We start from the raw sequence: 25,501 nt of genomic DNA on the forward strand, positions 1-25,501 counted from the left end.
GAGAAAAAACGTTGTGGGTGGCAGGAAAACATGATGATTACCGAGCCATTATTTCACATTATTCTTATTTTCTATGTGTTGTTGCCGCTCGTTTCGTCGATTGTTTTAGCATTATTGGGGGTGGCGGAGAAGGAGGTGGACTATTGGCAGTTGGAACATACACGCATTCGTCTGGAAAAAGAGCTCCAAGAAACCAAGTATATGCAGCTCCACCAACAAATCCGCCCGCATTTCTTTTTTAACGCGTTAAATGCTTTCTTATCCTTGGCTCGTCTAGGAAAAAATAAGGAAATGATTCGGGGGCTCGAACATTTTGCGATGTTTTTACGCGATAGTTACGAACCGAAACAGCCGCTTATTCCATTCGAGCAGGAATGGGCGCACACCAACAACTATCTGGCGGTGCAGCAGCTTCGCTTTGGCGCACGTCTGTCGGTGACAGTGCAAATCGATCCAGGTGGCGCACGCGCCCTTATTCCTTCTTATACACTGCAGACGCTAGTAGAAAATGCATTCAAACATGGCCTTGAGAAAAAAACGGGAGAAAAATGTTTGACGGTCGATTTTCAACGTCAAGGAAACTGGGTATATTTGCGCGTCTGTGATAATGGGAATGAAGGGAAGGAGTTATCTATCGCGAATGGAGGTGTCGGCTTGGATAATTTGCGCAAGCGGTTTGCTCTTTTGTTTGACTTGCCAACCCAGATTGTGTTGCAAAAAGATGAGCGCGGGTGGACAGAGGCTCTTGTCGTTTGGCCATATGTTCCGGGGGATGAACAATGAAGGTGCTGATTGTTGATGATGAATATTTGGAGTTGGAGCAGCTCACGTACTTGGTGAAGCGGAAATATCCACATTGGGAAATATGTACGGCGGAGGATGCCGTAGAGGCGAAACGGTTGGCCGCGTCCCATTATTTTCGGCTGGCGCTGATCGATATCCATCTTCCGGGACAGTCAGGATTGGACTTGGCCCACGAGCTTAAACAAAAACAGCCCGATCTCGCCCTAGTCATTATTACGGCCTATCAAGATTTTGCCTATGCCAAACGGGCAATTCAACTTGAAGTACTTGACTACTTAGTGAAGCCACTCATTGAAAGTGAGTTTGATCAAGCGTTGTCGAAATTTGAACAAAAGCATCCGGAGGTGCTTGTTTCGTCCTCACCCATCCGTGAGGCGCTTGAATACGTGCATCGCCATTATGCACAAAAAATCAGCTTAACCGATGTGGCTGCCGCCGTACACGTCCATCCGGCTTATTTAAGCAAGCTATTTTTTGAGGAAGTCGGCATCCACTTTAAAGATTACGTCAACCGCTACCGAATTGAGAAGGCGAAAGAGCTATTGATCAAAAAGCCGGATTGGTCTATGGCGCGTATTGCAGAAGATACAGGGTTTTCCAGCCAGTATCATTTCAGCCATTCGTTTCGAAAATATGTTGGCATTCCACCCACGAAGTATAAGGAGATTAACGGATAATGGACTGGCATATGCTTTTATTTGTGGCATGTGTATTGTTGCTTGCCGCTTTGCCGCATATTGGCCACGGCAGTTCTGTAAGGGCAGATTCACTTGGATTGAGCAAAGGGGTCAATGCCCTGTTACTGCGTTTTGCATCCGGAGAACTGTTGCTGTTGGGATGCTATGCCTTCATTTATGGCGGAGTGGCGGCGGGAATAGTGGCGGCTATGGCTGTATGGGCCGCCGTTTTTGTGATTTGGCGTTCAGCAGCGGCTTTCCGTTCTTACTCTTTGACAGGGGAACAGGGGCACCGGCTGGACTGTTATTTTACGGCGCGGGCTTTGTTTTTCTTTCGATTTTTTGTTTGTCTTCTTGCTATCGGCCGACTGCTTTCCATTGTTGCGTTATGTGCATATTTATTGCAGCAGCTTTTCCATTTTTCCAAGTATTTTTTGTTCATTTGGCTCATGTATGTGTACGTGTTTACCGTGCTTGCAGGATGGTTGGGGATGCGGAAAGTCGGAACCGTTCTGCTATATACTGTGTATATGGTGATGGGAATCGTTCCATTTGTGTATTATCTAACAGGTGGTGTAGCACAGCAATATGAGGTGCTTGTGCGCGTCGTCCCGGCTTCTCTCAATTTGGATATCGCACTGCTGTGCATATTGTTTGGAAGTGTGCTGACAGCGGCTGCCGGACAATGGTTAGCTGACACGTATGTCTGGGATGTAGTAGCAACGTTGAAACAAGAACGCACTGCGATGGTATTTTCCATGGCCGCCGTCTGCCTTGCTCCACTGCTGTTGGCCATCGCGGCTTTATGCGTCCCCTATGCAGCGGCCGCTTCGACCGCTGGTATAGTGAAACAATGGCTGCTCCATTCTTCTAGCTGGATTTCTTGGCCGCTTACCGTTGCATTGCTCGCGGCTCTGTCACTTAGCTTATCTCTTTCTTTTCATTCCGTTGTGCAATTTTTTTCATACAATTGGAGCAGGCATCTCTCATGGACATATATTATTTCTTTTTTGCTTGTGTTAGCTCTCTTTGTTATTGCTCCCTTGCTTCCAATGCGGATGGTCATGTTTTCGACCGCCTTGATTGCCTCCTCGTGTTTTGGGTTGATTGTTTTACGGACAGAAGCGAACCCGATGGGGGTTATAGGCATGATTGGGTGGATATGTTTGCTCATTATCACTTGGTACTGGGGAATGCGCCATAATGAGATGGAGGCTATAGCGTGGAATGGGGTTGGCAGTTTCTTGTTTACCTATTTTTATCAGTTAATTCAAAAAATAAAGAAATGACAAAAACGGGTCAAAAAAACGCAAAACTGTTTGTTTGCTCCCTGTTATAATGAGACAAAAACGAAAGGGAGGAACACGAACATGTCATTTGTCCCATGTGCGACGGCGATTTACGCGTTTAGCAAAAACCATCAGCCGGTTCGAACAGTTCGGTCGGGAGAAACGTTTGTCATCGAAACGTACGACTGTTTCCAAAATCAGATTACGTCAAGCGAAACACCGTTTGACTCGATCGATTGGAACCATATCAATCCGGCGACCGGACCGATTTATATTGAAGACGCAGAACCTGGTGACGTTTTGGCGGTGAAAATTGAACAGATTCGCCTCAAAGGGCAGGGGGTCATGGCTGTTGGTCCAGGTCTCGGTGTGCTTGGCGACCGGATTTCACAGTTTGAGGCGAAGATCATTGCAGTGGAAGAGAACCAAGCTATATTTGACGAACATCTTTCTATTCCATTAAATCCGATGATCGGCGTCATCGGGGTAGCGCCGAGCGGTGAGGATGTATCGTGCGGGACGCCTGGGCCGCATGGCGGCAATATGGATACAAAACTTATTACAACAGGGGCAACGGTTTATTTCCCTGTATTTGTAAAAGGTGCATTGTTTGCATTGGGTGACTTGCATGCGGCGATGGGGGACGGTGAGATTGGTGTGTCGGGCATTGAAATCCCGGGGGAAGTGACGGTCACTGTCCGAGTGATGAAAGGGCATTCTTTGAAATATCCGCTTTTGCAAAACGATGATGGCATTGCGACAATCGTCTCAGCTAAAACGTTGGATGAAGCGGTCAAACAGTCGGTTGAGGAAATGGTCGATTTGCTGTTGCCGCATGCTCCGTTGACACTTAATCATTTGACGATGGTGCTCAGCGCCGCCGGCCAGACGCAAATCAGCCAAGTCGTCGACCCGCTCGTTACGGCGCGCTTCTTTGTACCGCGCTTTGTGCTTGAAGCATATGGCATCCGCCTGTTCGAGGATTGAGGAGGAAACGGCGATGGCACAACTTGAAACGAAGACATCAGTCGAGCAGCTTGGTTATAAACAGGAATTGAAACGGTCATTAACATTTGTTGACCTGTTAATTTACGGAATGGTGTTTATGGTGCCGATTGCCCCTTTCGGCATTTACGGGTATGTAGCGGAAGGGTCAAAAGGGATGGTCGCCTTAGCATACTTAATCGGAATGGTGGGGATGATTTTCACCGCCTTGAGCTACGCCAGAATGGCCGAAGCGTTTCCAATCGCTGGTTCCGTGTATTCTTACGCCCAGCGGGGAATGAATGAATATGTCGGTTTTATGGCAGGCTGGGTCATTTTGCTTGATTACATTTTTGTTCCGGCTCTTCTCTATTTGGTCAGCGCTGCTGCCTTAGCCGATATTGTGCCGCAAGTGCCGATTTCCGTGTGGCTCATTCTGTTCATTGGCATGAATACGATCATTAATATTCTTGGAATCGAGATGACGGCCAAAGCGAACAAAGTGATTGTTGTTTTAGAGCTCATCGTCCTTGCAGTGTTTGTGATCACAGGAATGATTGCGATTATAAAAGGCGTCAATGGAGCGCAGTTTACGTTCAAACCGCTGTACGATCCTAATCATTTCAGCGCGGAGACGGTGATGGGGGCGGTGTCGGTGGCCGTCTTGAGCTTCCTTGGTTTTGATGCGGTGTCGACGCTGGCTGAGGAAACGAGGGACGGGAAATCATCGATCGGCAAAGCGATCATTTTCGCTTTGCTCGTTGTCGGTGCGCTTTTCATCGTGCAAACATGGGTCGCCGCTCTCATTTGGCCTGATTATACGACGTTTAAAAACGCAGATGTGGCGTTTTATCAGATTGCGGAGCTGGCAGGCGGACCATGGCTGAAATGGACAACGATCATCGCCACTGCGCTTTCATGGGGGATCGCGAACGCGCTCGTCGCCCAGGCAGCCATCTCCCGCATTTTGTACAGCATGGGTCGCGACCGTAAACTGCCCAGTGTGCTAGCCAAAGTGCATCCGAAATTTCAAACGCCATACGTCAGCACATTGCTTGTAGCTGTGATTTCGCTCATTGTCACGACGGTGTTCGCCTCACAAATTGATAAACTCGCTTCGCTTGTCAACTTTGGCGCCCTGACGGCTTTCCTCTTTTTGCATGTATCAGTGATGAACTATTTCTTGCGCAAACAAAAGAGTAACGATTATATCAATCATCTCTTGTTTCCGCTCATCGGTTTTGTTATCATCGGCTATGTATGGATGAACCTGGACCCGCTCAGCAAAAAGCTAGGATTGATTTGGATCGCGATTGGACTCGTTTATCTGGTCTTTTTGCGACTCACGAACAAAGACTCCCGTCTAAGCGGGGAACTGTAGTCGCTTGTAAGGCCTGACGCCGTCATAAAAGGCGTTGGGTCTTTGATTTTTAGAGGCGATGAAACGTTTTTCCGATCTCGACGTATTACATAGATGAAAGGTATGAGATTACGGCGCCTTGTTAAGGCAAAACGCCGTTCATCCGCCAATAGGCGAGCGCCGATAAAACGTGGAAGGAGCCGGAGGAACATGAGCATGTTTGGAAAAGTCGCCGCCGATGTGCTTGGGTTAAGCGACATCGGTGCGGTCATTCAACCGAAAGACTATGACAAAGTCGATGCCGATGATTATGTGATGCACGAGGATGGAGAAAAAATCTATTTTCTTATCAAATCGAAATCGGATGAGTATTGCTTCACCAACCGCGCGCTCATTCATTTGGACGGCACGAGCGCCGCGAGCAAAAAACGGACGCTGCGCCGCTACGATTACTACAAGCATCCGATTTCCGACGTATCGCTCGAAACGGCCGGGACGGTCGATTTGGACGCGGAAATTAAATTTAAAATTGGATCACATTCCTACTCCATTGATGTGCATAAAAAGCATATTGAGGAACTGAAAGATTTGTATAAATCGTTGATGGCGATCGCGGACATTTGCCATGAAAACGAAACGAAGTTCAACTATGCGGAGCGGAGTTTGGAACTGGCGGCCAAGGTGTTGGCCAACATGCGCGGTGACGGCGCCAATGTGTCGGCGGATTTTCAAGCCGTGAATGAATACGCTTTTCGCTGGCTGACGGAAGCGAAAAAGAACTATACAGTCAAAGATTTTGGCTTTGTGTTTGACAAATATATTCAACAGTGACGAGATGAAGGTTGTATCGGGGAAAGACGCCGTGCCAGAGGCGAGGTATCTTTCCTTAACCCGTGGTGCTAGATAAACTTGAGCAAGCATAAAAATAGCCCTTGCTGGCGGATCTCCTGTAGAATGAAAGTGCGACCTGCCATTCGAAAGGAGAATCCCCATGCAAGAGCACTTTCATTTTACTACAGATCGAGCCAAGATTCAAAAGCAATATGCCGCCATTTTCGTTTTTGTTTCTGCCCAACTTTCATGCATTCAGGTGCATCTTCACCGTCGAAATCGCCATTTGGTAAAGCAAGAGGACGCTGTCATCATCGCCATTCATCTTTTAGGAAAGCTGCTCGGTTTTACATCCGAACGGGCATGGCATCGTTTTGTCACGGGAAATTTGTTCACAAACGGCTCGTTTCTTGAACGCTCCCGATACAACCGCCGTTGCCGGGCGCTTGGTTTCGCCATCAAATGGATCCGTCATGAGCTGGCAAAACGCGGTCAACATCATGCCTATGCCGTCGTTGACAGCTTGCCGCTCCCGTTGTGCCATACGGCAAGAATGCATCGCGTCAAACAATTTCAAGAGATGGCAGACATCGGATATTGCGCTTCCAAAAAGCAATGGTACTACGGATTGAAGCTGCACCTTCAAGTGACTGATCAAGGGCTGCCGATGGGATATGTTGTCACCGAAGCGTCTTGTCACGACCGGGTGGCCGCTGAAACCGTCATGACGCAAATTCCACATCCGTATAACTTCGGTGACAAAGGGTATATCAGCCAAACGCTGCGAAAGAAGCTGTACGAAGAGCACCGAGTCGCGTTTTGGACGCCCGTCCGAAACAATCAGCGAATTCGCCAATCGGATGCATGGAAACAATGGATGAAGCGAAAACGTAAAGTGGTGGAAACCGTGTTTTCGATTTTAGTCGATTCGTATCGGATCACCAAGATTCGCGCGAACTCGGTTTCTGGATTTGAAACGGCACTGGATGGTATTTTACTGGCTTACTCACTTGTTGTTCTCGGGCTAGTTGAGCGCTAGCGCTCAACTAGCACCACGGGTTTAAGGTATATAAGCTGTAATAAAGAATTTCCACGGTTTTGTATTAATGTTCAAGCCAGTATATAATGCCGAGTATGCCGAGAGTCTGGTGGATAAACACTTTTTTGAATTAAGTGTTTTAAGACACAGAAGGAATATTAAAATATATATAGGTTGTAATAAAGAATTTCCGATCTCCATGTCCCGTCTTTATCACCTGACAAGCTGGCACGGTGACAAGAAGAGCGAACAATACCATGGAAAACAAAATGGCAACTTATATAGGTATAGAAAGGGTTGAGGAATTTGAAGATTAAAGATGTATTTGGGGATTTGCCTACACTTACTACTGAACGTTTAATATTAAGAAAATTAACGTTAGATGATGCATATGATTTATTTGATTATGCGTCAAATCCGGAAAACTGCAAATATTTACCTTGGAGACCTCATCATACCATTGAAGATTCAATTCAATTTTTAGAATTTGTAATTAAGTCTTATAAAGAAGGTAGTTTAGCTCCGTGGGGAATCGTTTCAAAAGCAGACAATAAAATGATCGGGACAATTGATATAGTTAAATGGTTACCCAATCATCATAAAGCTGAGATAGGTTTTGTTTTATCGTATAAGTATTGGGGGAAGGGATTAGCAGTTGAAGCGGCTAATAAAATCATTGAATTTGGTTTTGACAAGATGGAATTAAACAGAATTGAGGCATTTGCTATGATTGAAAATGTTCAATCTTTAAGAGTTTTACAAAAGTTAGGGATGCAATTTGAAGGGGTTATGAGAGAACATTGGTATATTAAAGGTAAATTTAGGGATATGGCTATATACTCTATTCTAAAACGAGATTATTTTAAATCAAGGAACGGGTTGCAAAACGCATAACGGATGAATAAAGGGACACAAAAAATCCACTCTTATTGGGAATCATATACAGTTACTAAAAAACTTCAAAAGGGTGACACTATCAAGAGTTCCAATTCTTTGATCGAATACACCGATGAAATCGATCCTCTTTTAGAGGCTTTATTTCGATGCATCGATCAACTTTTTTCTGGAAATACCTTATGTGGCGGGAAGACCACAGGTGTCTAAAAAGGCAATTGATTAAATGTTTATTTTGGAAAACGTGCTTTACGATCGATTCTTTGTAGCAGTTGATGAACATCTTCCGCTGTTTTTGCTATTTTTGATGTATTTATGAGTCTCTCATCTGTCCACCTTTTCAAGGACCAGCCGATGCTTTCAAAAGCAAGAATTTTCTGACGTTCATCATCATCTCTTAAACGATGTATGTGTTTAATCTCTGAAAGTGATCATGGTGGATGGTACGGCCCTTTGAAACATTCTTGTAGTATGATCCCCAAACAAAATGGGTCATTTCAACTCGGTATTACTAGTTTAAAGGTATAAAGAACGGTTGAACAAGTGAGAATTCTTTTTGTTTTCTCGATTAACCGCTGGAATAGTGGAGAAACAAAAGGTGCCTATGGTTATGTGATTGCTGTCTTCTTGAAAACTGGATTTGAAAAGTGTCTGTTTGATCTCCATAATGCGTTGAATGGGTATTTGATCAATTAAAGATTAACGGGGTAGAGCAGCCGCGTTGGTATAGATTTCATTGCTATCTGTTACATGTACAATTATAAATCATTATTGGAAATTTTTAATTTACACTCTATTTTTACCGCGTTATCAATTATAAGAAGAAGTTAAATTCTGAATATATATAGGTTGTAATAAAGAATTTCCGATCTCCATGTCCCGTCTTTATCACCTGACAAGCTGGCACGGTGACAAGAAGAGCGAACAATACCATGGAAAACAAAATGGCAACTTATATATATAAAAAGATATGTATTGCATGATGTTTAGTTACCCGTGGTGCTAGATAAAATCAGACGAGCATAAAAATAGTCCTTGTATGAAAATCTCCTTTATAAAATGAAAGTGCTCACCTAACATTAGAAAGGAGAAATCCCATACAAGAGCGTCTTCATTTTACAACGGATCAAGCGGAAATTCAAAAGCAATATACGGCGATCTTGTTCTTGGTATCAGCGCAACTGTCTGGCGGCTCTAAATGTATTGTAGCGCTGAAATCGTCATTTGTTAAAGCAAGGAAATGGGGCATAATCGCCATTCATATTCTTGGAAAGTTGTTTTGTTTTACTTCGGAACGAGCAGGGTATCAGTATGTCATTGGAAACTTATTCACTAGGGAGATGTTCCCTGAACGCTCTCGATATAACTGTTGTTGTCGGTTGCTCCGTTTTTCCGTTAAATAGAGTTTTTCTAATAGATCCGTCACCAACTAGCGAGGCACGGACAACATCATGCCTATGCTGTTGTGGAGATCTTGTCCCTCTTGCGCTGTGTCATCACGTGAGGCGTTAATGTTCAACTAGCACCACGGATTTTCCTTATTTTTTTCAAGATGGCAGTATAGATGGGGCAGCTGCTTTTTTTCTGCAGGAGAGGGCTAGGATCATTCCGCGATGTAGGAGGAGAGCTTGATGGATAAACACCAACAAGCCATTATCAGCGTTTCAGCCTATATTACGAATGACACGGGAGAGGTTTTGCTTGTTAAAAGCTATGACCGCTCCGATACGTGGGAAATGCCGGGCGGACAAGTTGAACCAGGCGAGCCGCTCGATCGGGCCGTTCATCGTGAGGTGCATGAAGAGACTGGCGTTGACATCCGTCTCATCGGGGTCAGCGGCGTGTATTACAATGAAACTAAAAATATCATAAACATTGTATTTAAAGCGACATATGTGAAAGGAAACGTTTCTCCCCAGCCTGAGGAAATTCAAGAGGCGAAGTTTGTGTTGATCGATGAGTCGAATATTGATGAATATGTGACATGGCCGCATTTGAAATCGCGGGTGCTCGATGCGATGAAAAGGGGATGCTCTGTTCCTTATGAAGCATGGGTCATGAATCCGTCTCGATTATCTGCAAGAGTGGGAAGGTGAAGTGCTGTAAATTCATAGTTGTCAAATGCTAAACGCTGCATTATTATAAAAATGTCCATATCCCATAACTGAATCCATTCGCAGCAAGGTGCCGAAAAGGCTTAATAGGGAATCCGGTGGGAATCCGGAACTGTCCCCGCAACTGTCAATGCGGACGAAATGAAATCGCCACTGTGCGGCCTGATGGCTTGCGCCGTCTTCTGCATGGGAAGGCTTCAGAGTAGGATGAAGCATGAGTCAGTAGACCTGCCTTGCTTGCCGCAGTTTCCGAATCTTCGGGGGGTGAGACGCGGAAACAGTCGCATAGGGCATTGTTGTGCCCATTGGCGGTCTGTTTCGCGCTCATTCCCAGATTTAGGCGGAATGGGCGTTTTTTATTGTACATACATCACTGAAGGGGGAATGACGGATGAAACGTTGGACATGGCCGGCGGTGGTGGCGGTGTTCTTCCTTTTGGCCGCCGTGCTCGTCGGCTGCGGCGGGGCGAATGGCAGCACCGAGCCTGCGAAAAAAGAAGAACCGAAAACGGAACAAACGGCGTTTCCGGTGACGGTGAAAGACGGGCTTGGGGAAGAGGTGACGATCAAAGCAGAACCGCAAAAAATCGTCTCGCTCATTCCAAGCAATACGGAAATCGCCTACGCGTTGGGACTTGGCGAGAAAATCGTCGGCGTCAGCGATTTTGACAATTATCCAGAGGATGTGAAAACGAAAACGAAAATCGGCGGCATGGAATTTAACGTCGAGAAAATTATTTCTCTGAAGCCGGATCTTGTTCTCGCTCACGCATCAAGCGCCCATAACTCGAAGGACGGCCTGCAGCAATTGAAAGACGCCGGCATCACCGTGCTCGTTGTCCATAACGCCGCGTCGTTTAACGATGTGTATGCGTCGATTGAACTCATCGGCAAGGCGACCGGAACGGCGGACAAAGCGGAGCAAGTCATCAATGACATGAAGGCGAAACTGGCGGAGGTGAAGGAAAAAGCCAAACAAATTCCGGCTGACAAGCAGGCGAATGTCTGGATTGAAGTGTCGCCGCCGCCGCAACTGTATACGACCGGCAAAGGAACGTTTATGGACGAGATGCTTAAGGTGATTTCTGCCAAAAATGTTGCCGGCAGCTTAGAAGGCTGGCCGATGGTGACCGAGGAACAAGCGGTCGCATACAAACCGGACGTCATCATCACGACATACGGGGGAGCGAAACAAGTGCTTGAGCGCGCCGCTTGGAAGGACGTGCCGGCCGTGAAAAACAAGCGGGTGTATGATGTCAACACCGACCTAGTGAGCCGGCCGGGTCCGCGTCTTGTCGAAGGGGTCGAGGAACTTGCCAAAGCCATTTACCCGGATGTGTTTAAGTAAAACGTGGATGTATATCGTGGCCGCTGCTGCGGCTGTCTTTTCACTGCTCGTGGGGATATCGACCGGGTCGCTGTCGATTCCCTTTTCTTCTATTGTCCGGATTGTTGCTGCTGAATGGGTTGGCGTGCCGCTTCCAGCCGACATTCCGGCGGATTGGGTGCCGATTGTGATGGCGATTCGCCTGCCGCGCGTGGTGCTTGCCTTTTTGGTCGGGGCTTCCTTGGCGCTGGCCGGAGCGGCGTTTCAAGGATTGTTGAAAAACGCGCTCGCCGACCCGTATACGCTCGGCGTCTCGTCCGGCGCGTCCGTCGGGGCGGTGCTCGTTATTTTTCTCGGCTGGCAATGGCCGCTGCTCGGCACGTTTACGCTGCCGATCGTGAGCGTTTTATGCGGCATGGCGACACTTGCCGCTGTCTTGACGTTCACCCGCATGGTTGAACGGCGAATGTCGGTCGAGACGATCATTTTAGCCGGCATTATTTTCGGCGCCTTTTTCAGCGCCTTCATTTCGCTCATGATCGCCTTGACGGGCGAGGAGCTGCGGCAAATCATCTCCTGGCTGATGGGGAGCGTGGCGATGCGCGGATGGAAGTATAGCGGGCTATTGTTGCCGTTTTTTCTCGTTGGTGCGGCAACGCTTATCGCCAACGGCCGCGAACTGAACGCGTTCGCGTTCGGCGAGGCGGCGGCGCTTCACGTCGGCGTCGATGTGACACGCCGCAAAATCATCATTTTAACGGCGGCCGCGCTGCTCACCGGCGCGGCAGTGTCGGTGTCGGGAACGATCGGCTTTGTCGGGCTTGTCGTTCCACACATGGTCCGGCTTGTGTGCGGGCCGAACTATCGGGTGCTTTTGCCGCTGTCGCTCTTGTACGGCGGAGCGTTTCTTGTGCTTGCCGATGTGGCGGCACGGACGATCATTGAGCCGCGCGAGCTGCCGATCGGCGTCATTACATCGCTCATCGGCGCCCCGCTGTTTGCCGCCCTATTTTTCCGAAAAACGAAACGAAAGATGGGATGACCATGCTCGACGTGCGTGCCATATCGCATCGGTATGGACAGAAACAAGTGCTTGACGGCGTGACATTTTCCGTGGAAAAGGGCGAAATATTCGGCATTTTAGGGCCGAACGGCAGCGGGAAGACGACATTGCTCAAACTCATCAGCAAAGAGTTGCCGCTGACAAGCGGGGAGATCGTCATCGATGGCCGATCGCTGATGGCGCTTTCGGCGAAACAATGGGCGCGGTTGGCCGCCGTCCTGCCGCAAACAGTGGAAACGGCGCACGGCTATACGGTGAAAGAGATGGTGGCACTCGGACGCTACGCCCATCAGCATGGCTTGTTTCCGACGTGGACGACCGAGGACGAAACCGCGGTTCAACAGGCGCTTGCCGCTGTCGGCTTGGCCGGCAAAATCGATGAGCCGCTTGAGCGGTTGAGCGGCGGCGAGCGGCAGCGCGCCTATTTGGCCCGCGCGCTCGCCCAAGAGCCGCAGCTGCTTTTGTTGGATGAGCCGACGAACCATATGGATATGAGCGGCCAAGTCCGGCTTCTGAACCAACTCGCCCGAGCCGCACACGCGCGCGGTTTGACAGTTGTCGCTGTCTTTCACGATATGAGTGTTGCCAGTTTATATTGCGACCGGGTGCTCGTTTTAAAAGAGGGGAAAACCGCTGCGCTCGGTGCACCGGCGGACGTCATGACGCCGGGGTTGCTGAATGAAGTGTTTGCCGTCCCGGTCGTGCGCCAGGCCCATCCGGCGGCGGCCAAGCCAGTGTTTTCGTTTGTGCCGCAACACAAGCGCGAGGAGACATTGCTCACCGGCGGGCTGCGCCCGTCATTTCTCGATGACGCGGTTGTTCTTGCCGCCCGCCAACCGCTGCGCGTCTTGTCTTCAGCGCTCGTGGGCGCCGGGTTTCAATGGGCGACCCATTTCGTCAACCGCCATGTCGGCCTCGACTATGATTGCCGCGACGCGGAAGAGGAAATGCGGCGTTATTTGGAACGGCATCGGTTTCCCGTCGCCCGGACGGTCGGGATGATGACGGCGGTCGATGTGCGCGATGCCGTCTGGCGTCGAGAAAACGGGGAAGCCTTTTCTGTTTCGGTTTTGGCGACAGCCGGCGTCGGCAATGCGGTCGACGCCGCCCGCGCTTGGCAGCATCAGCCGCTCGCGGTCAAGCCGGGGACGATCAATCTCATCATTGTCATCGATGGCACGCTGACCGAGGCGGCGTTCGTTCAGGCGGTCATGACGGCGACAGAAGCGAAGACAAAAGCGCTTGCTGACCGTTTGATTGGCGATCGGGAAACGGGAACGATCGCCACTGGAACATCGACCGACTCGGTGGCGGTGGCGGCCACGCAAACTGGTCGGGTCTTTGCCTATGCCGGAACGGCAACGGAGCTTGGGCGGGAGATCGGCCGGCTTGTGTATGAGGCGACGGTTGAGGCGCTTGACCGTTGGGAGAAGCGGGGGAAACGGCGGTGACCCATTTGGCTGCATTAACGTTGGCGTTGTGTCTTGATGCCCTCATGGGCGATCCGCGCTGGCTGCCGCATCCGGTGCGCGGGATGGGATGGTTGATCACCTATTTTGACCGGCGCTGGAACGGTGGAAATGGCCGCCGCCTGAAAGGAGCGGCGGCCGTGGCAGCGGTGCTCGTGATCGTCTATGGACTCTCGGCGGCCGTTGTCCAGGCTAGCTACGCCTTATCGATGTATGTTGGAGTGGCAGTCGAGGCAGTGCTCATTTTTACTGCCATTGCGCCAAAAAGTTTGGCGGAGGCGGCGGAAGACGTGCGCCGGCCGCTCGAAGCGGGCGATCTCCTGTCGGCGCGGCGTGCGTTGTCGATGATCGTCGGCCGCGACACCGAGCGGCTTGATGAAGCCGGCATCGCCCGCGCCTGCGTGGAGACGGTGGCGGAAAATACGAGTGACGGTGTTACCGCGCCGCTCTTTTATGCGGCCTTGGGCGGCGCGCCGCTCGCCTTGCTGTACCGGGCAGTAAACACGTGCGATTCGATGGTCGGCTATAAAAATGAAACGTATCGTGAATTTGGCTGGGCGGCCGCCCGGCTCGATGATATGCTTAACTACATTCCGGCGCGGCTGACGGCGCTCGTGATGGTGCTCGCCTATGGCGGCCGCCGGCTTCGCCGCTCTTTGGCGGTTTTGTTTCGCGACGCCCGCTGCCATCCGAGCCCGAACAGCGGCTGGCCCGAGGCCGGGATGGCGGCATTGCTTGGCGTACAGCTCGGCGGAACGAATACATACGGCGGCGTTGTCTCAAGGCGGCCGACGATCGGCGACCCGGACGTCCCGCTTCGCGCCGCGCATATTCACCAGGCGACCCGCATCATGATTGGAACGGTGCTTATGTTTACGCTATTGCTATGGATCGGGGGGATGATCGTTGCGTTGGCCGGCGCATGGGGCGAATCCGCGCGCACTCTATGAGCAGTGCGGGATAACGCCCCCAAATGAGTATATTGACTTCAGTGTCAATACGAACCCGTACCGGTTGCCGCCGTCGGCTTGGCCGGACGATGAGAAGTGGGCTCACTGGGCCGGCGAGTATCCGGATCCGGAAACGCGGGCGCTCAGGGAGCTCGTCGCCGGGCAGGAGCGGATTCGGCCAGGGCAAGTGCTCCCCACCAACGGGGCGGCAGAAGCTATTTATTTATTGGCGTCGCTGTTTGCCGGCCGCCAGGTCGGCGTGTTCGAACCGACGTTTTCCGAATACCGGCGCGCCTGCCTCACCTACGATTGCGAAGTGGCCGTGTTTATGGCTAGGAAAGAATGTGGTTTCTCATATGACATTGATGAAGCGACGGCGTGGGCGGCAAGCCAAGACATCATTTTTTTATGCCATCCGAACAACCCGACCGGAACGGTGATGCCGGAGCATGAACTTCGGTCATTCATTGATGCGGCGGATCAAGCCGGTACGTATATCGTGGTGGATGAGGCGTTTTATCCGTTTTGGCGCGGCGGGTTTACGGCAATGCGCTGGCTGGGGCGCTATCCGCGCCTTATCGTGCTCCGGTCGTTGACGAAAATCCACCATTTGGCCGGGGTGCGCCTCGGTTATGTCGCCGCCGATGAGGAAGTGATTTCCGCGCTGAAAACACGGCAGCCGCCTTGGAGTGCGAGCCAAGTCGCCCAACAGTTGGCGCTTCGTTTTTTGCCGATGGCATCGTTCGTTGACGAAACGAGAGAGCGGATCGCCGCCGAGCGGGAGCGGGTGTTCCGGTCGCTTCCGGCCGGGCGGTACGATGTCTCATTATCGGTCGTGAACTTTTATTTGTTGCGCCCGCGTTCAGGACGGACCGAAGCGCTGTTTTTTCATTTGTTGAAGGAAGGGATTGTGCCGCGCCATACGATGAATTTCCCGGGGCTTGACGGCCGCTACATCCGGCTTGCCGTCAAAACGCCGGCCGAAAACGACCGGCTGCTTGAGGCGCTTGAGAGGTGGGATGGATGATCGTGTTTGTGAGCGGTGCGGTGCGCAGCGGCAAAAGTGAAGCGGCAGAGGCGTGCGCCATCCGGCTTGCCGCTGGCGGGACGCTTCATTATGTCGCTACCGCCCGGGCCACCGATGCGGAAATGAAAGAGCGCATTCGCCGTCATCAAGCGCGGCGGATGGCGATGGCGGCATCTTGGACGGTGTGGGAAGCGCCGGAAGGGCCGGATCGGCTGTCAGCGGCGCTTCGTCCGTCTGATGTGGTGCTTGTTGACTGCTTGACTGTGTGGTGGGCCAACGCGTTATTTGCCGGCGATGAATGGAAAACGGAGGAAAGAGCATTTGCCGCCGCCCGTCGCCTGCTCGACCAAGTGCGGATGTGGGCGGCGGCGTGCCGCGCTGTTGTCGTTGTGTCCAATGAGCTGTTTTCCGGCGGCGTGCCGGATGACTGTGGCACGTTCCGCTACATGAAAACGCTCGGCTGGCTTCATCAACAGTTGGTTGCGGAAGCGGCGACGGCCGCCGTGGTCGAATGCGGCCTTCTTCGCGTGAAGAAAGGACGGTGGCCGCAATGAAGCGGGCATGGAATGGATGGCTGCTGGCGCTGCAGCTGTTTACGATCATCCCGGTCCGACGGCCGATCGAATGGAGCGCTGCCCATGTTCGCTGGCTTGTGCGCACGATGCCGCTGGCTGGGGCGCTGCTCGGCGCGCTGGTTGCCGGAATATATGCTTTATGTGCCGCGTTTTCACTCGGCGCGCCGCCCTTTTTGGCGCTTCTTCTTCTTTGGCTCGGCATTTGGCTTGCCGGCGGGATGCACGCTGACGGCTTTATGGATGTAAGCGACGCCTTTTTTTCGTACCGTGACGCCAAGCGGCGGCAAGAGATTATGTCCGATTCGCGCGTCGGCGCGTTTGCTGTGTTGGCGCTCGTTTGTTTGTTATCGTTTCGATGGCTGTTTTTGTATGAAGCGATCAAAGCAAACATTTCTGCTGCGCTGTTTATCGCCATTCCGCTGTTGTCAAGGGCCGGGGCCGTCTGGCTTCTTTCCGCCGGCAAGTTGGCGAAGCCGACAGGAATGGCGGCTTCGCTGCGCGAATATAGTTCATGGCGCGACGCGGCATGGGCGCTCGGATTGGCGTGCCTCGTGCTTTTGCTTCTTCCGGCGGCGGGCGTTCCGCCGGCGGCGGTTGCGGCGCTGGCTGCGGTGATGGCGCTTTGTTCCCTTGCGGCAAAGCCGTGGGCGGAAAAGCAGTTTGGCGGCGTAACCGGCGATGTGCTTGGCGCGCTCATCGAAGGAGGAGAGACGGTGCTATGGGGCGTCCTTTGGCTCTTACACTCATCCGTCATGGGATGACGGAACTGAATCGGCGCAACGCATATATCGGCTGGACGGACGCGCCGCTTTCGGCTGCGGAACATAGCAGGCTGCGCCGTTTGCAGATCAAGTGGCCGGGCCGGGTTGACCGCATCGTGGCAAGCGATCTTCGCCGCTGCCGGGAAACGGCGGCCCTGCTGTTTGGCAGCCGCGGGCCGGATTGGTGTACGAACGGATGGCGCGAGCTTTTTTTCGGTGCCTGGGAAGGGAAAACGTTCACCGAGCTTAAAACAGATCGTGCGTACAATCGATGGCTCGAAGCGCCATTTTCGACGGCGCCTCCCGGCGGGGAGAGCTATGCCGCGTTTCAAGCGCGCATCAAACGGGCGCTCGCCGAGACGATCGCGTTGGCTGAGCGAACGGGCGCCCGTCATGTGGCGATCGTCACCCACAGCGGCCCGATCCGTTTCGTGCTCGAGCAATATGCGCCGGTTTCTCGTCCGTTTTGGGAATGGAAGGTGCCGTTTTCCGGCGGGTATACGCTGGAATCGACGATCGAGCGCTGGAAAGGGGGAGAGCGATGCATTTCGTTGTCGGCGGTGCGTTCCAAGGAAAACGAAAATGGGTGCGGGAACGATACGGAATAAGCGATGGCGTTCATATAGTATGGCATGACGGTTATCAAGAGCCATACGGGTGGCCGGATGGCGCCAAGACGGCGAAAACGGTTGTCTTGGACGGGCTCGAAGCCGCCATTCGCCGCCTTCCGGATCCGGAGGAATGGGAGCGGTTTTTCTGCGCTTGGAAGCAGTGGGAGGAAGGAGCAGGCGGCCGCACGGTCGTCTGGATCGGAACCGACGTAACGCAAGGTGTCGTTCCTACCGATCGGGAGGATCGGCGTTGGCGCGATGCAGTTGGGGTATGTTACCAGCGGCTTGTTGCCATGTGCTGCTGCGTCGACCGGCTTTGGTGCGGGTTGGCGGAACGATTAAAATAAGGGGGAGAGGACGAATGAAGCTGTATACACGAACGGGGGACCAAGGAAAAACGAGTTTAGTCGGCGGACGCGTCGACAAAGACCACTTGCGGGTTGAGGCGTACGGAACGATCGATGAGGCCAATTCGTTCATCGGTTGGGCGCTCGCTTTATTGGCAGACGATGCGCGGTTTCGCGACCTTTGCGCTGAGCTGCAAAAAATCCAACACGAGCTGTTTGACTGCGGCGGCGACTTGGCCATTGTCAACGGCAAGCTGCCGTATAAAGCGACCGAGGAGATGGTCACGTTTTTAGAGGGGCGCATTGATGCGTACGTGCAGGAAGCACCGCCGCTTGAGAAGTTCATTTTGCCGGGCGGCTCGAAGGCGGCGGCTGCGCTTCATTTGGCGCGTACGGTGACAAGAAGGGCGGAGCGGTGCATCGTTTCGTTGCAAAAAGCGGAGCCGATCAATGATGTCGTGCTTAAATACATGAACCGTTTATCGGATTATTTGTTCGCTGCTGCGCGTGTCGTGAACGCCCGCCTGGGGGTGGGCGATGTCGAGTACGAGCGGAGCGCCATCGTGTTCCGCGACAAGGAGGAGAAGCAATGAACCGCCGTTTTGCCTGGCTGGCTGTTTGTTTGGCGCTTTCTATCATCGGATCGTTCATCAAGCTGCCGACGTTTGTCGGCAGCATCGCGTTAGACAGCGCGCCGGCGCTCGTCGCTGCTGCTGTTCTCGGCCCGCGCGCCGGCGCAATGGTCGCCGGGCTTGGCCACTTCATTTCCGCCTATGTCGGCGGCTGGCCGCTCGGTCCGTTCCATTGGCTTATCGCCTGTGAAATGGCGGGGCTTGGCGCTTTGTTTGCCGCGATGTATGAGCGGGGCTGGCGCTTCGCGGGAGCTGCCGCCTTTTTTGCCGGCAACGTGTTGCTGGCGCCGCTGCCGCTTGTGATTCCGTTCGGCTGGCCGTTCGTTATCGCGGTCATTCCGCCGCTGTCGGCGGCCGCTGCCGTCAATGTATTGGTGGCAATGACGGTTATGCCGTCTGTCACCCGTTTGGCTGCGAAAGCAGGGGTGAGAGCGCCGCATGCGTGATGTGCTCTTTCTCCCGCTCACCGATAGTGTTGAACTAGCGATTGCCGCCGACGGTTCAGCGGCAGTAGGAGACAAACCGGGCGACGCTGTTTTTGTTCCGGCCGAGACGACCGCCTATTTTGCCGCCCGCGTCGCCTTGATGGAGTTAGTAAGCGTGGGGGCGGAAGCGAAGGCGATGGTGCTGCAAAACTTTATCGCCGATGAATGTTGGGAAGCGCTGTGCCGCGGCATCGGACGGGCGGGCAGTGAGCTGGGGCTCGCCCTCCCGATCACCGGCAGCAGTGAATCGAACTTTGCCACCGTGCAGTCGGCGCTTGGGGTGACGGCGATTGGAACGGTGGCCAGCGGACAAAAGCGAATGGGCATCACGCCGGAAGAGGCCAAGTTTGCTGTCATCGGCCGCCCGCTCGTCGGTCCGGCCGTGTTGGCGCACCCGGATTGGATCGCGCCGCTTTCACTGATTGCCGAACTTCTCGCTTCGCCGTATGTTTATGAGTTGATCCCGGTTGGTTCAAAAGGCATTTATTATGAATATACACAGCTGTTGGCCGCCAATGGCCGCCAATGGCGCGCCTGTGCGTGCCCGCTGCCGCTCTTTGTCTCCGGTGGTCCGGCGACATCTTTGCTCATCAGCTATGACCCGGCCGGAGAGCAAGTGTTAAGGAAACGGGCTGGCCGTCTTTTTTTTCCGCTGTTTGCCGAGCTGTAACCGCCTGTCGTTTTTAACGCAATTTCCGAAAGAAATCTCCCACCTCAAGGACCGTGAAGGGTGTAACCCGGTCAGTAGGTGGGAGAGGAATGTCGGCTGGCGTCAGCCAAAACGCATGATACAATCCATATCGATCATGTTCGTTGTGAACGGGAGATGAAGGGGGTGCATGGAGAACATCCGATGCAAAAACTAGGCAGCGCCTTCCATGTGGAAAAGATCCAAGGCGCGAAAGAACCCCGAATCATCGGATGCCTAGAGTCGGAACGACCCGAAGTCGCGCTCAGGGAGACGAAAGGTTGCGTTCGTCGTGGAATAGAGAAGCTCCCGCTTCAAGCGTTCGCTAACCGGTGAGTCGTTCACCGAAAAAACAGTTCCCTTTTCGCTTTTCACCCGTTATCATGAAGATAATGGGATTTTTTTTGGCTGCAGTCCATGGAAAGAATAGGGGGAGAGACGATGGACCCCGTCTTTGAACAGTTGTATGAAAAATATCATGATGATTTGTTTAATTTTTTGTTTTACATGGTGCGGAATCGAGAGCATGCCGAAGATTTAGTCCAAGAAGTGTATGTGAAAGTACTGCGTTCGTATAAGCGGTTTAAAGGGCAATGCAGTGAAAAAACGTGGCTGCTGTCCATTGCGCGCCATGTGGCGATCGATTTTTTCCGCCGGCAAAAGCATCGGCGCAAATGGGCCGGTCCGCCGGAATGGAGTGCGGAATCGATCGGTGCGGATGAACCGATGCCGGAGGAGGTCGCCATTCAAAAGGAGGAAATTCAACTTATGTACCGCTGTTTGGCGCGCTGTACGGTTGATCAGCAGCTTGTGCTCGTCCTCCGGTTCATCCAGTCACTGTCGATCGCGGAAACGGCGGCGGCGCTCGGCTGGACAGAGAGCAAGGTGAAGACGACGCAACATCGTGCGCTAAAAGCGCTGAAGCAATATATGGAGGAAGAGGAAGAACGAGAGGGGGGGCAACATGAAAAAGCTCAACTGGAATGAGCGATGCATCCAACACGGCCTTAGACAGTTGCCCGTCGTCAAAGACCGCCGAGCGAAAGCGGACGTTTATGAGCGGCTGGAGCGCGCCCGGCGGGCCGCGCGTTGGAGGCGACGCTGGCTTCCGGCGGCCGCATCGGCGGCGGTGTTGATTGTCACTGTGTTTGCCGGTTCCCGTCTAATCATTCCAGAACGGGTAGACAAACAGGAAGCCTCTTCATCCGCTGTCCAGACATGGGAGAGGAAGGACGCTTCTTCCCGCGCCGAAGTGATGATGGCAGCTGACGTGGCGCCGCTCATGGCGAATGAAGCGGCAAGCACAGCGGTCATCGCCCTGCCTGACCGGAAAATCGGCATGGTTGTACCGGTGGCCGTCCCGCTTTTCGGTCGTTTTGCCCCGGGAGAACGGCTGGCCGCAGCGCTGGATGAACTCAGCCGCTCGGCGCTGCGGGGCGCAGCCAAATGGCTAGATGGCGTCACGATGGCGCCAGAAGCAGGCAACGGGCGCGTGTGGGCGGTGCACGTTCCGGCCCGCCATCGCATATTTACTGCCGATCGCGAGGAGCAGCGGCTGTTTTTAGTGGCGGTGGCGGAAACAGTGAGGCAGATGGGCGGGCAGAACATCCGCTTTTTCACCGGAGCGGAGGAAGGCCTTTACCTGTCGGCGTCCGGACAGCTTAAAACGACAAAAGTGGATCAGCAAAAACGAATTTATTATATAAACCGCCTTTCTTCGTTCGGCCATGCGGTACTCATCTCGGCCCCGAGCAACGCCCGCTCGTTTCCTGAGGCGGTGCAGCGGATGAAAAAATCGGGCGGCCGCGGACTTGAGCCGGCCATTCCACCGGAAGTGGAGGTTGAGCGGGTCGATGTCAACGGACGGTATGCCGCCGTGTCGCTTCGCTTTTCCGCCTCGCCTGACACAACGGATGCAGCGCGCATGGCAGAAGCGATTTTATTGACAGCGAAAGAGTTCGGCTTGCTTGAGGTGACGTTGGCGGCCAATGACCGCTCGGCTATCGGTCCGTATCCGCTCGGGAAGGCGATCAAAGTGCCGGCCGGTCCGAACGCCGGGCTGCTGACAGCCGCCGGGCCATAGCGTTCGGTGCCGCCCTCGCCCGCTTTCCGGCCGTGCATTTTGTTACAGTTTTGTTAATGTCGTCGCGGTGTTGTTCTATCGGCCATCGTTTTAACATAAGACATATATGGCATGAAGAAGGCAAGGAGGGGTGAAGAATGGACGATGTCATGAGAAGGCTCTTGGCGGTCGCCGGTGTGGCGGTATGTGTCGGGTTGTTGTTTCTTGTTGGCGCTAGCGGATGATTGGATGAATATTCGCAAAACGGTTGTCCTCTTTTGCGGTGATGCGTTATAATGAGGAAAACATCAGGAGAGGAGAAGGGCAGATGTTGACCGACTACCATAACCATCTCGAACGGGGGACGCTGACGCTTGATTATTTGCGCCGGTTTACGGACGAAGCAGCGAGAAAAGGGATTAGACATTTCGGCATTTCCGAACACGCGTATCATTTTTACCAAACAAAAAACATTTTGTCCAATCCATGGGTGGAAGCGCGCCGCTGCTACGATATGGCTGACTACGTCCGGCTGTTCCATGAAGCGTGGGATGCCGGCATCGATGTAAAAATGTCGATCGAAATGGATTATACGCCAGGCAAGCATGAAGAGATGGCGGCGTTCATCCGCGCATACGATTTTGACTATGTGATCGGTTCCATTCATTGGGTGGACGATTTCGGCATCGATTTAGTCGAATATCGCCGCGAGTGGGAACGGCGCGATTTGTACGATACATACCGCAAATATTTCGATCAAGTCGTGACGCTAGCCGAATCGAACTTATTTGATATTATCGGGCACCTTGATTTGGTGAAAATTTTTAAATATGTCCCGGAAGATGAGGAATTTTTGCTCGAACAATACGACCGGGCGACGACGGCGCTTGCCAATTCGAAAACGTGCGTTGAAATCAGCACGGCTGGACTGCGCAAGCCGGTCGGCGAGCTGTACCCGGATCCTCGTTTGCTGAAAATGTGCTATGAAAAAGGCATCCCTATCGTCTTCTCCTCTGACGCGCACGTGCCGGAACATGTCGGTGCGGACTTTGACAAGGCGATCGAATTCGCCCGCAGCGTCGGCTACACCGAGCTGATGACGTTCTCGAAAGGGGAGCGGAAAGCGGTGCCGCTCGGCTGAACGGAACGATAATCACGAGAAAACGCAGGCTTCGAAACAGGAAGCCTGCGTTTTTATGATTACGCCTCAAGCCGTTTGACGGTTTCAATGTCCGCAATTTGGGTCAATGCTTTTAATACGGCATCATCAACCGGCTTGTCAAGCGAGAGGATCATCATGGCCTTTCCACCCGCTTCTTGCCGGCCGACTTGCATCGTCGCGATGTTGATATCATGCGCCCCGAGCACGTTCCCGACTTTGCCGATCATCCCAGGCCGGTCTTGGTGCTGAATGTAAAGGAGATGGCCTTCCGGGGCGAAGTCGATGGCGACACCGTCAAAGTGGACGATGCGGTCGCCGTAGTTCGGCACGTGCGTTCCTTTGATCGTGAACGTTTTGTTCTCGCCATGGACGGTGAGCGAAATGGAGTTCGCATACCCATGCGTTTCATCGGAAAATTTTTCACCGTACGTAATGCCGCGCTCTTTGGCAACCATGGCGGCGTTGACCTCATTGACGGTAGAGGCGACGCGCGGCTGCAAGAAGCCGGCTAGCAAGCTGCGGGTGATGTATGTTGTTTCCAAATCGGCGACCGTACCAGCATACGTGACGGACAACTCTTGCACCGGGATGTTCATAAACTGCGAAGCGATTAAGCCGAGTTTCCGTCCTAAATGATAGAATGATTGAATTTTTTCATAGACGTCTTTCGACAAAGCCGGCAAGTTGATCGACGAGGTGACCGGCTGCCCTTCGAAAAAGTGGAGCAACTCTTCGGCCACTTGGGTGGCGACGTTTAGCTGCGCTTCGACCGTCGACGCCCCTAAATGCGGCGTAACGATGACATTATCAAACGCCAAAAGCGGATGGTCGCCCGGCGGCTCTTGTTCAAAGACGTCGAGGGCGACGCCGGCGACATGGCCGTTTTCCAAAAACGGAATGAGCGCCTGCTCGTCGATGATGCCGCCGCGGGCGCAGTTGACTAAATACACTCCTTTTTTCGTTTTCGCCAAATTTTCCGTGCCAAGCAAGCCCCTTGTTTCTTTCGTCAACGGTGTATGGACGGTGATGATGTCGGCAGAAGCCAGCACGTCATCGAGCGAATGGATCGAGACGCCGAGTTTTTCCGCCCGCTCCTTTGTCAAAAATGGGTCGTAGACGTGCACGGTCATGCCAAACGCGCGCGCCCGCTTTGCGACTTCCGATCCGATGCGGCCGAAGCCGATCACGCCGAGTTTTTTGCCGAGCAGCTCGTTGCCGACAAACGCGGAACGATTCCATTCCCGCGATTTGACGGAAATGTGCGCCTGTGGAATGCGACGGACGAGCGCTGCCATCATCGCGAATGTATGTTCGGCAGCCGAAATCGTATTGCCGTTCGGTGCATTAATGACGACAATGCCGCGTTTTGTTGCCGCGTCAATATCGATGTTGTCGACGCCAACCCCGGCGCGGCCGACAATTTTCAAGTTCGTCATTTTCTCCAATAGCTCTTCTGTTACTTTCGTCGCGCTGCGTACAAGCAGGGCGTCAAACGTATGCAATTGTTCCTCCACTTCACTCACTTTTTGCTGCACGATGTCAATATGCGCTGATGTGCGCAACGGCGCCAAGCCTTCTTCGCTAATGGCGTCAGAAACGAGTACGCGAAACACAGTCGGTGCCCCTTTCTTTTTCGGAGATGTTAAATTTCTGATAATTTAACATACGAAAATGGGTTCTGTCAATGGGGTCTGAAGAGGTTATACAAATGAAAGCGCTTTTTTGTGTAAGAATGTTCGGGTTTAGAAAAAGAAAAACGCCCATACCAAAAGATATGGGCGAGATAGTTCGGAAATCAACAAGGTTTGCGGTCTCGATGGTGATGAGTGTCTAATGTCAATTACTGATTTTTTTGCTCATTGTAGCGGGCGATGCACTCTTCAATCAGTTTCGCGGCGGCTTCCGGCCCTTCCCATGTGCCGATTTCCGTCCGCTTGCCTTGCAAGTCTTTATAACGTTCAAAGAAGTGGGCGATCTCTTTCAGTTTGTGCTGCGGCAAGTCTTCGATCGAGCGGACTTCATCAAAGCGGGGATCTTCAACCGGCACGCCGATTAGTTTCGCATCTTCCTCCCCGCTGTCGATCATGTTTAAAAAGCCGATAACGCGCGTATCGATGACACAGCCCGGGAACGTCGGGTTCGTCGTAATGACCAAAATGTCGAGCGGATCGCCGTCAAGCGCCAATGTATTTTGCAAGTAGCCGTATTCAGCCGGATAAAACATCGGCGAGTACAAGACGCGGTCGAGCTTGAAGATGCCCCGCTCTTTGTCGAACTCGTATTTGTTTTGGCTGCCGGTTGGAATTTCGATAAACGCTTCGACAATTTTATTTTCGAATGCCATAACCCG

General features: G+C 52.6%; 26 protein-coding genes, 1 pseudogene and 1 riboswitch. Of the genes and pseudogenes, 25 read left to right on the forward strand and 2 right to left on the reverse strand.

Annotation, left to right across the window (positions count from 1 at the left end):
- Positions 1 to 30 precede the first annotated feature (30 nt).
- The 25 genes and pseudogenes from ACTVDO_RS02210 to ACTVDO_RS02330 all read left to right on the forward strand — a co-directional run bounded on the left by ACTVDO_RS02210 (position 31) and on the right by ACTVDO_RS02330 (position 23,130).
- Entirely contained in the window at positions 31 to 783 is a 753-nt protein-coding gene (locus ACTVDO_RS02210) for a sensor histidine kinase (RefSeq protein ID WP_442900947.1), read from the forward strand.
- Positions 780 to 1,481 carry a response regulator transcription factor gene (locus tag ACTVDO_RS02215; RefSeq protein WP_442900948.1) on the forward strand — a complete coding sequence of 234 codons (702 nt, stop codon included), beginning with the start codon at positions 780 to 782 and terminating at the stop codon, positions 1,479 to 1,481. Before ACTVDO_RS02210 ends, ACTVDO_RS02215 begins: the two co-directional genes overlap by 4 nt.
- A complete protein-coding gene (locus ACTVDO_RS02220) occupies positions 1,481 to 2,770 on the forward strand; it encodes a hypothetical protein (RefSeq protein WP_442900949.1) in 1,290 nt (429 codons plus the stop codon). The genes ACTVDO_RS02215 and ACTVDO_RS02220 overlap by 1 nt, the downstream gene beginning before the upstream one ends.
- A gap of 81 nt (positions 2,771 to 2,851) precedes the next feature.
- Positions 2,852 to 3,757 (forward strand): acetamidase/formamidase family protein, encoded by a 906-nt coding sequence (locus ACTVDO_RS02225; RefSeq protein WP_442900950.1) that lies wholly within the window; start codon positions 2,852 to 2,854, stop codon positions 3,755 to 3,757.
- A gap of 13 nt (positions 3,758 to 3,770) precedes the next feature.
- A complete protein-coding gene (locus ACTVDO_RS02230) occupies positions 3,771 to 5,135 on the forward strand; it encodes an APC family permease (protein ID WP_442900951.1) in 1,365 nt (454 codons plus the stop codon).
- A gap of 195 nt (positions 5,136 to 5,330) precedes the next feature.
- Positions 5,331 to 5,945 carry a PH domain-containing protein gene (locus ACTVDO_RS02235; RefSeq protein ID WP_442900965.1) on the forward strand — a complete coding sequence of 205 codons (615 nt, stop codon included), beginning with the start codon at positions 5,331 to 5,333 and terminating at the stop codon, positions 5,943 to 5,945.
- Positions 5,946 to 6,105: 160 nt separating this feature from the next.
- Positions 6,106 to 6,984 (forward strand): IS982 family transposase, encoded by an 879-nt coding sequence (locus ACTVDO_RS02240; RefSeq protein WP_238980475.1) that lies wholly within the window; start codon positions 6,106 to 6,108, stop codon positions 6,982 to 6,984.
- 306 nt (positions 6,985 to 7,290) lie between these two features.
- A complete protein-coding gene (locus ACTVDO_RS02245; protein ID WP_015375298.1) occupies positions 7,291 to 7,878 on the forward strand; it encodes a GNAT family N-acetyltransferase in 588 nt (195 codons plus the stop codon).
- 1,097 nt (positions 7,879 to 8,975) lie between these two features.
- Positions 8,976 to 9,384: pseudogene (locus ACTVDO_RS02250) on the forward strand (IS982 family transposase); the annotation flags it as partial.
- A 122-nt stretch (positions 9,385 to 9,506) separates the two neighbouring features.
- Entirely contained in the window at positions 9,507 to 9,974 is a 468-nt protein-coding gene (locus ACTVDO_RS02255; protein ID WP_442900952.1) for an NUDIX hydrolase, read from the forward strand.
- A 69-nt stretch (positions 9,975 to 10,043) separates the two neighbouring features.
- A riboswitch (cobalamin riboswitch) is annotated at positions 10,044 to 10,242 on the forward strand.
- Between the two features lie 141 nt (positions 10,243 to 10,383).
- Entirely contained in the window at positions 10,384 to 11,340 is a 957-nt protein-coding gene (locus ACTVDO_RS02260; RefSeq protein ID WP_168368729.1) for an ABC transporter substrate-binding protein, read from the forward strand.
- Positions 11,327 to 12,361 carry a FecCD family ABC transporter permease gene (locus tag ACTVDO_RS02265; RefSeq protein WP_442900966.1) on the forward strand — a complete coding sequence of 345 codons (1,035 nt, stop codon included), beginning with the start codon at positions 11,327 to 11,329 and terminating at the stop codon, positions 12,359 to 12,361. The genes ACTVDO_RS02260 and ACTVDO_RS02265 overlap by 14 nt, the downstream gene beginning before the upstream one ends.
- The gene (locus tag ACTVDO_RS02270) at positions 12,358 to 13,833 is read left to right on the forward strand and encodes an adenosylcobinamide amidohydrolase (RefSeq protein WP_442900953.1); all 1,476 of its coding nucleotides are present in this window, start codon (positions 12,358 to 12,360) and stop codon (positions 13,831 to 13,833) included. The genes ACTVDO_RS02265 and ACTVDO_RS02270 overlap by 4 nt, the downstream gene beginning before the upstream one ends.
- Positions 13,830 to 14,801: an adenosylcobinamide-phosphate synthase CbiB gene (gene cbiB / locus ACTVDO_RS02275; protein ID WP_442900967.1), complete on the forward strand. Its 972-nt coding sequence runs from the start codon at positions 13,830 to 13,832 to the stop codon at positions 14,799 to 14,801. Before ACTVDO_RS02270 ends, cbiB begins: the two co-directional genes overlap by 4 nt.
- Positions 14,758 to 15,828 carry a threonine-phosphate decarboxylase CobD gene (gene cobD / locus ACTVDO_RS02280; RefSeq protein ID WP_442900954.1) on the forward strand — a complete coding sequence of 357 codons (1,071 nt, stop codon included), beginning with the start codon at positions 14,758 to 14,760 and terminating at the stop codon, positions 15,826 to 15,828. The genes cbiB and cobD overlap by 44 nt, the downstream gene beginning before the upstream one ends.
- Positions 15,825 to 16,382 carry a bifunctional adenosylcobinamide kinase/adenosylcobinamide-phosphate guanylyltransferase gene (locus tag ACTVDO_RS02285; protein WP_020960380.1) on the forward strand — a complete coding sequence of 186 codons (558 nt, stop codon included), beginning with the start codon at positions 15,825 to 15,827 and terminating at the stop codon, positions 16,380 to 16,382. Before cobD ends, ACTVDO_RS02285 begins: the two co-directional genes overlap by 4 nt.
- Positions 16,379 to 17,164 carry an adenosylcobinamide-GDP ribazoletransferase gene (cobS, locus tag ACTVDO_RS02290; protein ID WP_020960379.1) on the forward strand — a complete coding sequence of 262 codons (786 nt, stop codon included), beginning with the start codon at positions 16,379 to 16,381 and terminating at the stop codon, positions 17,162 to 17,164. The genes ACTVDO_RS02285 and cobS overlap by 4 nt, the downstream gene beginning before the upstream one ends.
- Positions 17,122 to 17,772: a histidine phosphatase family protein gene (locus ACTVDO_RS02295; protein ID WP_442900955.1), complete on the forward strand. Its 651-nt coding sequence runs from the start codon at positions 17,122 to 17,124 to the stop codon at positions 17,770 to 17,772. Before cobS ends, ACTVDO_RS02295 begins: the two co-directional genes overlap by 43 nt.
- Positions 17,706 to 18,122 carry a bifunctional adenosylcobinamide kinase/adenosylcobinamide-phosphate guanylyltransferase gene (locus ACTVDO_RS02300; protein ID WP_023817671.1) on the forward strand — a complete coding sequence of 139 codons (417 nt, stop codon included), beginning with the start codon at positions 17,706 to 17,708 and terminating at the stop codon, positions 18,120 to 18,122. Before ACTVDO_RS02295 ends, ACTVDO_RS02300 begins: the two co-directional genes overlap by 67 nt.
- A 14-nt stretch (positions 18,123 to 18,136) precedes the next feature.
- Positions 18,137 to 18,715, forward strand: coding sequence for a cob(I)yrinic acid a,c-diamide adenosyltransferase (locus tag ACTVDO_RS02305; protein ID WP_020960376.1), 579 nt, complete (start codon positions 18,137 to 18,139; stop codon positions 18,713 to 18,715).
- Complete coding sequence (locus ACTVDO_RS02310) at positions 18,712 to 19,200, forward strand: ECF transporter S component (RefSeq protein WP_020960375.1); 489 nt, start codon at positions 18,712 to 18,714, stop codon at positions 19,198 to 19,200. Before ACTVDO_RS02305 ends, ACTVDO_RS02310 begins: the two co-directional genes overlap by 4 nt.
- On the forward strand, positions 19,193 to 19,909 hold the full coding sequence (locus ACTVDO_RS02315; protein ID WP_020960374.1) for a hypothetical protein: 717 nt from the start codon (positions 19,193 to 19,195) through the stop codon (positions 19,907 to 19,909). The genes ACTVDO_RS02310 and ACTVDO_RS02315 overlap by 8 nt, the downstream gene beginning before the upstream one ends.
- A 459-nt stretch (positions 19,910 to 20,368) precedes the next feature.
- A complete protein-coding gene (gene sigX / locus ACTVDO_RS02320) occupies positions 20,369 to 20,914 on the forward strand; it encodes an RNA polymerase sigma factor SigX (RefSeq protein WP_442900956.1) in 546 nt (181 codons plus the stop codon).
- Positions 20,892 to 22,010: a GerMN domain-containing protein gene (locus ACTVDO_RS02325; RefSeq protein WP_020960371.1), complete on the forward strand. Its 1,119-nt coding sequence runs from the start codon at positions 20,892 to 20,894 to the stop codon at positions 22,008 to 22,010. Before sigX ends, ACTVDO_RS02325 begins: the two co-directional genes overlap by 23 nt.
- Positions 22,011 to 22,317: 307 nt before the next feature.
- The gene (locus ACTVDO_RS02330; RefSeq protein ID WP_020960369.1) at positions 22,318 to 23,130 is read left to right on the forward strand and encodes a histidinol-phosphatase; all 813 of its coding nucleotides are present in this window, start codon (positions 22,318 to 22,320) and stop codon (positions 23,128 to 23,130) included.
- A 59-nt stretch (positions 23,131 to 23,189) separates the two neighbouring features.
- Here ACTVDO_RS02330 and serA read toward each other — a convergent pair whose 3' ends face one another.
- Together serA and ACTVDO_RS02340 are read right to left on the reverse strand one after the other, a co-directional pair.
- On the reverse strand, positions 23,190 to 24,764 hold the full coding sequence (gene serA / locus ACTVDO_RS02335; protein ID WP_020960368.1) for a phosphoglycerate dehydrogenase: 1,575 nt from the start codon (positions 24,762 to 24,764) through the stop codon (positions 23,190 to 23,192).
- Between the two features lie 227 nt (positions 24,765 to 24,991).
- A complete protein-coding gene (locus ACTVDO_RS02340; protein WP_020960367.1) occupies positions 24,992 to 25,495 on the reverse strand; it encodes an inorganic diphosphatase in 504 nt (167 codons plus the stop codon).
- Positions 25,496 to 25,501 lie beyond the last annotated feature (6 nt).

It is taken from the genome of Geobacillus sp. BK01 (assembly GCF_052220245.1).
In the GTDB taxonomy this organism is placed as follows: domain Bacteria; phylum Bacillota; class Bacilli; order Bacillales; family Anoxybacillaceae; genus Geobacillus.

Coding starts and splice junctions, on each gene's coding strand:
- ACTVDO_RS02210 (WP_442900947.1), top strand. CDS start 31: ATGATGATTACCGAGCCATTATTTCACATTATTCTTATTTTCTATGTG.
- ACTVDO_RS02215 (WP_442900948.1), top strand. CDS start 780: ATGAAGGTGCTGATTGTTGATGATGAATATTTGGAGTTGGAGCAGCTC.
- ACTVDO_RS02220 (WP_442900949.1), top strand. CDS start 1,481: ATGGACTGGCATATGCTTTTATTTGTGGCATGTGTATTGTTGCTTGCC.
- ACTVDO_RS02225 (WP_442900950.1), top strand. CDS start 2,852: ATGTCATTTGTCCCATGTGCGACGGCGATTTACGCGTTTAGCAAAAAC.
- ACTVDO_RS02230 (WP_442900951.1), top strand. CDS start 3,771: ATGGCACAACTTGAAACGAAGACATCAGTCGAGCAGCTTGGTTATAAA.
- ACTVDO_RS02235 (WP_442900965.1), top strand. CDS start 5,331: ATGTTTGGAAAAGTCGCCGCCGATGTGCTTGGGTTAAGCGACATCGGT.
- ACTVDO_RS02240 (WP_238980475.1), top strand. CDS start 6,106: ATGCAAGAGCACTTTCATTTTACTACAGATCGAGCCAAGATTCAAAAG.
- ACTVDO_RS02260 (WP_168368729.1), top strand. CDS start 10,384: ATGAAACGTTGGACATGGCCGGCGGTGGTGGCGGTGTTCTTCCTTTTG.
- ACTVDO_RS02265 (WP_442900966.1), top strand. CDS start 11,327: ATGTGTTTAAGTAAAACGTGGATGTATATCGTGGCCGCTGCTGCGGCT.
- ACTVDO_RS02270 (WP_442900953.1), top strand. CDS start 12,358: ATGACCATGCTCGACGTGCGTGCCATATCGCATCGGTATGGACAGAAA.
- ACTVDO_RS02285 (WP_020960380.1), top strand. CDS start 15,825: ATGATCGTGTTTGTGAGCGGTGCGGTGCGCAGCGGCAAAAGTGAAGCG.
- cobS (WP_020960379.1), top strand. CDS start 16,379: ATGAAGCGGGCATGGAATGGATGGCTGCTGGCGCTGCAGCTGTTTACG.
- ACTVDO_RS02295 (WP_442900955.1), top strand. CDS start 17,122: ATGGGGCGTCCTTTGGCTCTTACACTCATCCGTCATGGGATGACGGAA.
- ACTVDO_RS02300 (WP_023817671.1), top strand. CDS start 17,706: ATGCATTTCGTTGTCGGCGGTGCGTTCCAAGGAAAACGAAAATGGGTG.
- ACTVDO_RS02305 (WP_020960376.1), top strand. CDS start 18,137: ATGAAGCTGTATACACGAACGGGGGACCAAGGAAAAACGAGTTTAGTC.
- ACTVDO_RS02310 (WP_020960375.1), top strand. CDS start 18,712: ATGAACCGCCGTTTTGCCTGGCTGGCTGTTTGTTTGGCGCTTTCTATC.
- ACTVDO_RS02315 (WP_020960374.1), top strand. CDS start 19,193: ATGCGTGATGTGCTCTTTCTCCCGCTCACCGATAGTGTTGAACTAGCG.
- sigX (WP_442900956.1), top strand. CDS start 20,369: ATGGACCCCGTCTTTGAACAGTTGTATGAAAAATATCATGATGATTTG.
- ACTVDO_RS02325 (WP_020960371.1), top strand. CDS start 20,892: ATGAAAAAGCTCAACTGGAATGAGCGATGCATCCAACACGGCCTTAGA.
- ACTVDO_RS02330 (WP_020960369.1), top strand. CDS start 22,318: ATGTTGACCGACTACCATAACCATCTCGAACGGGGGACGCTGACGCTT.
- ACTVDO_RS02340 (WP_020960367.1), bottom strand. CDS start 25,495: ATGGCATTCGAAAATAAAATTGTCGAAGCGTTTATCGAAATTCCAACC.